The organism is Desulfofundulus luciae (assembly GCF_030813795.1).
In the GTDB taxonomy this organism is placed as follows: domain Bacteria; phylum Bacillota; class Desulfotomaculia; order Desulfotomaculales; family Desulfovirgulaceae; genus Desulfofundulus; species Desulfofundulus luciae.
Genome location: NZ_JAUSUX010000003.1, coordinates 169,949 through 176,951, shown reverse-complemented (window position 1 = coordinate 176,951; position 7,003 = coordinate 169,949). Strand labels below are relative to the sequence as shown.

Here is a 7,003-nt window from a genome sequence, read left to right as displayed (position 1 = left end):
GTAATATGGGAACCGGTTCCCAACCATCCGGTCAACCCATATTATTCCTAAACTGGAATCTGGGGTTGTCCGGTGGTTCTAATACTATGATACGAGGAGGTAATAATATGATTAAAAAGTTTCAATCCCTCATAGGTAGGCTGGAAACTAGGAATGATGATAAGGTTTTTGACGTGTTAAAATGTTTCAATCCCTCATAGGTAGGCTGGAAACCTCCTGAGTTCTGTTATCAGGAGGAAGTAGTTTGGGAGTTTCAATCCCTCATAGGTAGGCTGGAAACTAAAACAACTTCCACTTTCTGCTTGTTTAATTTCTTGTTTCAATCCCTCATAGGTAGGCTGGAAACCACTGCTACCAAAATAAAGCACTTTTGCCAGTCAGTGTTTCAATCCCTCATAGGTAGGCTGGAAACACTGCATGCAGCACAGACAGCCGGCCCTTGCTGGATGTTTCAATCCCTCATAGGTAGGCTGGAAACGATTTAGAGGAACTAAGGGGGAAGCTGGCCACCCTGGAGTTTCAATCCCTCATAGGTAGGCTGGAAACGATAGGGAACAAAGGTTTTTGCACCTGGGGCATTTCAGTTTCAATCCCTCATAGGTAGGCTGGAAACCCATAAAGGTATGCTTTATAAAATATCCTTATGAGCGTTTCAATCCCTCATAGGTAGGCTGGAAACAACGGCACATAAACGCAAGTCAGGCCGCAAAAAAAGGTTTCAATCCCTCATAGGTAGGCTGGAAACGTTTCGGCTATTCTGCGTACTCATACCCCTGGGAGAGTTTCAATCCCTCATAGGTAGGCTGGAAACAAGCACCCCCGGGAGGGCCGAGGAAACCCAGGAGTATGTTTCAATCCCTCATAGGTAGGCTGGAAACCTGCGCCGTGTGCGCAGGGGTAAGGTGGAAGTGCAGGGTTTCAATCCCTCATAGGTAGGCTGGAAACCGGAAAGACTGCTGAAAGACATCTACGTTTACCTGATGTTTCAATCCCTCATAGGTAGGCTGGAAACCGACGACCTGGAAGCCAACATCATCAAGGAGTGGAAAGTTTCAATCCCTCATAGGTAGGCTGGAAACTGGCCTATTCCGAACAGGCTGCGGCGGTGGTGGAGAGTTTCAATCCCTCATAGGTAGGCTGGAAACCAGGCACCGGTAGGCGTAGTGGAAAATGTTCTCGTGTTTCAATCCCTCATAGGTAGGCTGGAAACTGGCGCGGGTGAGGCCCAGGGACTTCGGCTACCAGGAGTTTCAATCCCTCATAGGTAGGCTGGAAACCACAACACCCACATCTCCCGTTTCCGCCACGGCTGCGTTTCAATCCCTCATAGGTAGGCTGGAAACCGGTTTCCCAGACGGGGTTGTGATCAACCCCGTCGCGTTTCAATCCCTCATAGGTAGGCTGGAAACAGCACTTTTTGGATGATTTTATCCTTGATGTCCCTTGGTTTCAATCCCTCATAGGTAGGCTGGAAACCGCTCTCATTACCCTCGCTCTTGCGCAGGCAGGAGGTTTCAATCCCTCATAGGTAGGCTGGAAACCATGAGAGCGTGCTATTCTATACTCAGAAGATGTTCCTGTTTCAATCCCTCATAGGTAGGCTGGAAACCCGCCAAGGGGCCGGGGAGGAAGGAGAGGGGAAAATGGGTTTCAATCCCTCATAGGTAGGCTGGAAACTTTGTTGCCCGCCACGCCCACCGGCGGGGCGATCCTGTTTCAATCCCTCATAGGTAGGCTGGAAACTCGGTGATGGTTACGTATTTTCTCATTTCGCCACCTCCTGTTTCAATCCCTCATAGGTAGGCTGGAAACGACTAAGGGAATTAAGAAACGAAAAAGGCATCTCGGCGTTTCAATCCCTCATAGGTAGGCTGGAAACATGTTACTAAAGGGAAGTACGTTCGTGGGTTTATACGTTTCAATCCCTCATAGGTAGGCTGGAAACCATACAGCAAAATGTTTGCAGCATCTACTAAAGTCGGTTTCAATCCCTCATAGGTAGGCTGGAAACTCTTATTATTTTTCATTTATGATGTCAAGGGGTAAATGTTTCAATCCCTCATAGGTAGGCTGGAAACTGTTAATGTTATTCCTACTCCTGCCGCAATAATGTTGGTTTCAATCCCTCATAGGTAGGCTGGAAACTTAAGTTAAAAAGGAGGAGTAATAATGAAAACAGAATGTTTCAATCCCTCATAGGTAGGCTGGAAACTTTTACTTGACAAGGCAACAGAAACGCAATATAATAGTTTCAATCCCTCATAGGTAGGCTGGAAACCGTTCATGGCGCATAAATTAAGAGTTATCCTTCGCACCGCCCACTACTTTATGCTTACACCCGGCTGGGCCGAAAACCGTCTACGCCGCGCCGCGCGCCGATTTCCGCTCTTCGGCAGGTTGTCGTCGTTCCCCGGTCCTTTTTGCATTATTGGACATCGACGACAAAAATCCTGCTAAAAGATCCACTCCTCCCCACCTTTCTTTATCCCCATCAGCTCTCTTTTAGCATATTTCTGGTTTCCCAGGACATAAAAGAGGAGCGAATCCTCTTCCGGATCGATAATTCGCTCCATGTCGGCCTTCAACGCACGAAAGGTTGCTTCGGTCAGCTCGCCCTCCAGGACCGAGTTCTGAACCCAGTTCAGGTATTTCCGCGCAATTTTCAGCACCTTGCCCACACGGGCAACATTTACATCGTATACAAGGATGACGTACATTCCGACACCTCCCGGGCCAGGACCTGCTAAAGAGATAGCAGCTCCTGAAAAGTACGTGTTCGTGTCCGTTGAAGAGATCACGGACCAGGGACTACCAAGGAGATAGCAACTCCCCGGTGATATTAAGAAGAACACCTCATTACCAGCGGCTTACGAAGGGCTCATAGGTTTCCTCCCCGATCAGGTGTTTCTCCAGCTTGTACAATTCCAGCCGTATCAGGGTCTGGTAACTGACATTGCGCTTGAGGCGCCGGTGATAGAAGGTGGTCTGAAGCTTATCCTCCAATTCTTTCACGTAAAGGCGGCGGCCCGACTCCTTGAGCAGGACAGCCGCACCGTGGCGTTTAAAATCACCCGATCCGATCATCTTTTTGCCCACCAGGGTAAAAAGCACGCGGTCGGCAAAAATGGGCTTGAAGATTTCCGCCACATCCAGGTTCAAGGTAAAACGGCGGAAGTTCGTGGCGTGCAGATAGCCGATGCGCGGGTCCAGGTGAGTCTTGTAGATTTCGGTGAGAACCTTGGTATAAATCAGCGAATTGCCGAAACTGATAAGCGCATTGAGGGGATCTGCAGGGGGCCGTTTGCTGCGCCCTTTGATGACAAACGGAGCCCCTTCCAGAATAATGTTAAAACTGTCGTAATAATAGGCCCGGGCGTTGCCTTCAATGGCCATGAGCTCTTCAATATTGCCGCAGAGGGACAATCTGTCCCCGGCCAGGCAGGCAATGGGTTCGATGTAAGGAGCCAGATCCTTCCCCCTGTTCTGGTAGTAGCGCAGCACCTGCAGGATGTTGGCCAGCGCACCCTCCACGAACTTCCGTGCCAGGTTGAGACGGCGGCCGGGATCCAGGTAGTGTTCGGCCTGGCGGAGGATCACATACCCGGAATTATAATGTTCCCGGGGATAAAAGCTCCCCACATAATTCCCATAGTGGCCGAAAAAGTGCAACACAACTTCATTCTCCTGCATGAACTCCAGCAGCTTCTTGTTCAGATCCACCTCGCCAAAAACGACAATGTCACGCAGGCTGGTTACAGGGAAATATTTCGTCCCTTCCTCGCTTTCCACGCAGATGGTATTATCCTTGCGCCTCAGCCGGCCGCTGGCAAATAGATACAGGGTTTTCTGCATGGGACCACCTCTTATGCACCAGTACCAGTTCAGCGGTCAACCCTGGAAGGCGACTATTACCAGGGAAAGGCGAAAAATGTGCGGGCGCTTCTATGCCCAGCACAACTCGGCGTAAGCACATTTGGAGCAAAATGGTATTTTCTGTGGCGGCGGGGGTTTATCCCGGTAAATAACGGCAATAATGCGCCTTTTCAATTCCTCCACCTGTTGTATCAACCCCGCGTCCAGCACCACCCGCTCCCGCCGGCGCTCTTCGGGAAACAGCAGTTCCCCCTCGGCCTCAATTCCCATTTCCCGCAGTTCGTAAAGATAAAAGGCCAGTTGCATCCGGGCCGCTTCCCGGGCCCGGGAGGACTTCTTGACCTCACCCACCACAAATTCACGCCCACCGCGGCGCACGAGGTCCAGGCACAGGTGCCCCAGGTGTACCTCCTTGCGCTCGCGTCCATAGGCGTGAGATCCTATCAGGCGCCCCAGTTCCAGGAACACGTTGTCCTCATCGGGGCAGATCTGCCGCGACATAAGCCAGACCTGCCGCGGGCAGATCATCATGGCCTGAACGAAACTTCCGATCACCCGGATATCCGTTGCCACAGCCTTTTCACCACCTTGACCGGCTCCAGAACTACCGGCCTCTGCCGGACATTCCACCACTCCCGGCTCAATAGATCAGCGCACCTTCATCTTTAACCCGCTTGAAACCGGTCTGCGCATCGTAGAACTCCTCGAGCAGGTGGGGAGGTATCACCGGTGGTCGTGATTCGCTGCCCAGCCGGTGCAGCAGGAGGTCTGCCGGCACGGAAACCAGGTAGCGCAGGAAATCCCGTTTGAGGATGAGGAAGGCCTCCCTCCGGCGCTTCAGGTCCCGCTCCCCGGCCACGGTGGCCTGATAGCGGTTCCATACGTCTTCCGCAGCAGCGTCCGTACAGACGAAAACCTGCACATAGTGCGGCAGGTCCCGGATCAGGGCGAAGTCCTGTACAGCCGGGCCCTCCTCGCCCCCTGCTCCCCTGGTAAAGCGCAACTTTGCCATGGCCTCCAGCAGCCCCTCGCTTTCGGCCATGGATTTGCCCTGGCGCACGGTGCGGAAGTAATCGTCCACGGCATCAAAAAAGTCCGGTTCCTCAAGGTACGGCCGGGCCGCAAAAAGCCGGCGGGCGGCCAGGGTATGGATTTTGCCGTAGACAAAGGAAGCCAGGGACCGGCCCCCATCACCTGCCTGATCAACCAGGTGCAGCAGGCGGACATTCCCCTGCGGCCGCTGAAAGTGACGGTTGCAGCGCCCGGCCACCTGAACCACTGAATCCACCGGTCCCAGGTCCCGCCACACTTCGTCAAAATCCAGGTCCACACCGGCCTCCACCACCTGGGTGGACACCAGGACCGGCTTCTCCCCCCGCTCCAGCCGGGCGCGTATTTCCTTCAGGCGCCGCTCCCGCTCGGCCGGAACGATATTCGTGGAAAGGTAGTAAAGGGGCGGCCCTTTCCCGCCCCATTCCTCCCGCAGCGCCGCGTAAAAGGCTATGGAGCTTTTGATGGTGTTCAATACCACCAGGTAAGAGCGGCCGGGACGGTAGCAGCGCAGGAAATCCGCCGCCGCTAAGTCCACCGTCAGCGGGGTAATATCCGTGGAAACAATGACCCGGTTCACCGCCTGGAACTGCTGCCGAACGGTATCCGGATCCCCGGCCAGTTCCAGGATCTCATATTCACTGAACCATTCCGGGCGGGTGGCAGTCATGAGAATGACCCGCAGGTCCAGTTGCCCGCATGCCCAGCGCAGGGTCTCTTCCACCAGGGGCCAGTATTCCACCGGAATGTTCTGCACCTCGTCCAGGATGAGGATGGCGCCCCCCAGCCGGCAGAACTTCTTCAGCATCCTGTTTTCATAACCAATTAAAGTATGAAAAAGCTGAACGAAGGTGGTAATCACCATCTCGCTCTGCCAGCTTTCGATAAGCATGAGCGCCTCGTCAAGGGACCTCCCGTCGTCGTCACCCCTTTCCTGATAGCGAATTTCTGCCAGGTGGTGGTGTTTTAAAAGCCAGGAGGTTGGAACGCAGGCACCGGGAGCAGCAAGGGCCGCCCGCAATACATCTTCCCCCACGTCAAATGTCTGATCAATGATACTGGTAAAGGGAAGGGCGTAAATAATGCGGGGCGGCAGGCCACTGGCGGCGGTTAACCGGCAGCGCAGGTAAAGGGCGGCCTGCATTCCGGCCAGTGTCTTCCCGGAGCCGGTAGGGGCAGTGATGGTAAAAATTCTCTGCCCCGGTGGGGCTTCCTTTATCCGGGCAGTGACATTCCGGTAGAGATTTTCCCGCAGAATTTCCATGGTAGTCCGGGGCGTACTGAACCGGACGGCACGGTACCGTTCCACCAGTTCTCCTTCTGCGGGAAAGACGGCCCGCTTTCCTTCTTCCACACCCGCGGCATGAATTTTATCCGCATCGATAAGGGCGGAAAAAAGACTTAATGTATCGAAATAGTTTTTCAGGTCCTTTTCGGCCCGGCGCTTCAGCCTTCGCCATTGACCGTACAGCTCTCCATAGGCAGCCGTCCACTGGTCCAGAAACTCCTGCAGAATCCGGGACCAGTTCAGCCCCAGCCAGTCCGGTACTGCCAGGCCATGCCCGTCCAGGAACAGCGCGGCCCGCCTGGCGGCCCAGGAGAGGGATCTGGCCACCGTACCGGCCTGATTGCGCAGGTCGGCCACCTGGTCTTTTACCACGCGCAACCGGCCGCTGACCGTCGGGTCGAGAGTATCCCAGGACGGCAGGGATAGATCCCGCTCAGGTACCAGGAACTCATCCGGGGTGGCCAGTCCTTGATGATGCCGGATCACGGCCAGGAAAACCGCCAGTCGCAGCGAAACGGGAAGATCAAGCCGGGCGGCCAGGTGGACCGCCCAGAGGCCCGAAATGAAGGCGTGCTGTTTGGCCGGACCGCCCCGGCCCTGCCGCAGGTAGCGCTGAAAGTAACTGGTGTACTTGCCGAAATCATGGGCCAGGCCGGCCAGCACTGCTGCCGGGATAAGTTCCCGGCGGCCCGGCAGGGACCGCAGCCGGGCGGCGGCCCCTGCCGCCACCCGGGCCAGGTGAATGCTTAAAAGATGATACCGCCGTCCATCCTTATGGGCGTAGTAAAGCAC

Annotated in this window: 4 protein-coding genes and 1 CRISPR repeat array; all 4 genes read right to left on the bottom strand. The window is 54.6% G+C overall.

What is annotated here, in order from left to right; genetic code table 11:
• Positions 1–118: 118 nt before the first annotated feature.
• A CRISPR array of direct repeats spans positions 119–2,278; the repeat unit is 30 nt; unit sequence GTTTCAATCCCTCATAGGTAGGCTGGAAAC.
• A 175-nt stretch (positions 2,279–2,453) separates the two neighbouring features.
• Positions 2,454–2,717, bottom strand: coding sequence for a CRISPR-associated endonuclease Cas2 (gene cas2, locus J2Z49_RS03225; RefSeq protein WP_013821597.1), 264 nt, complete (start codon positions 2,715–2,717; stop codon positions 2,454–2,456).
• Positions 2,718–2,856: 139 nt separating this feature from the next.
• Positions 2,857–3,852: a type I-B CRISPR-associated endonuclease Cas1b gene (cas1b, locus tag J2Z49_RS03220; protein WP_307399791.1), complete on the bottom strand. Its 996-nt coding sequence runs from the start codon at positions 3,850–3,852 to the stop codon at positions 2,857–2,859.
• A 90-nt stretch (positions 3,853–3,942) separates the two neighbouring features.
• Positions 3,943–4,446: a CRISPR-associated protein Cas4 gene (gene cas4 / locus J2Z49_RS03215; RefSeq protein WP_307399789.1), complete on the bottom strand. Its 504-nt coding sequence runs from the start codon at positions 4,444–4,446 to the stop codon at positions 3,943–3,945.
• A gap of 67 nt (positions 4,447–4,513) precedes the next feature.
• Positions 4,514–7,003 (bottom strand): CRISPR-associated helicase Cas3', encoded by a 2,490-nt coding sequence (cas3, locus tag J2Z49_RS03210; protein ID WP_307399788.1) that lies wholly within the window; start codon positions 7,001–7,003, stop codon positions 4,514–4,516.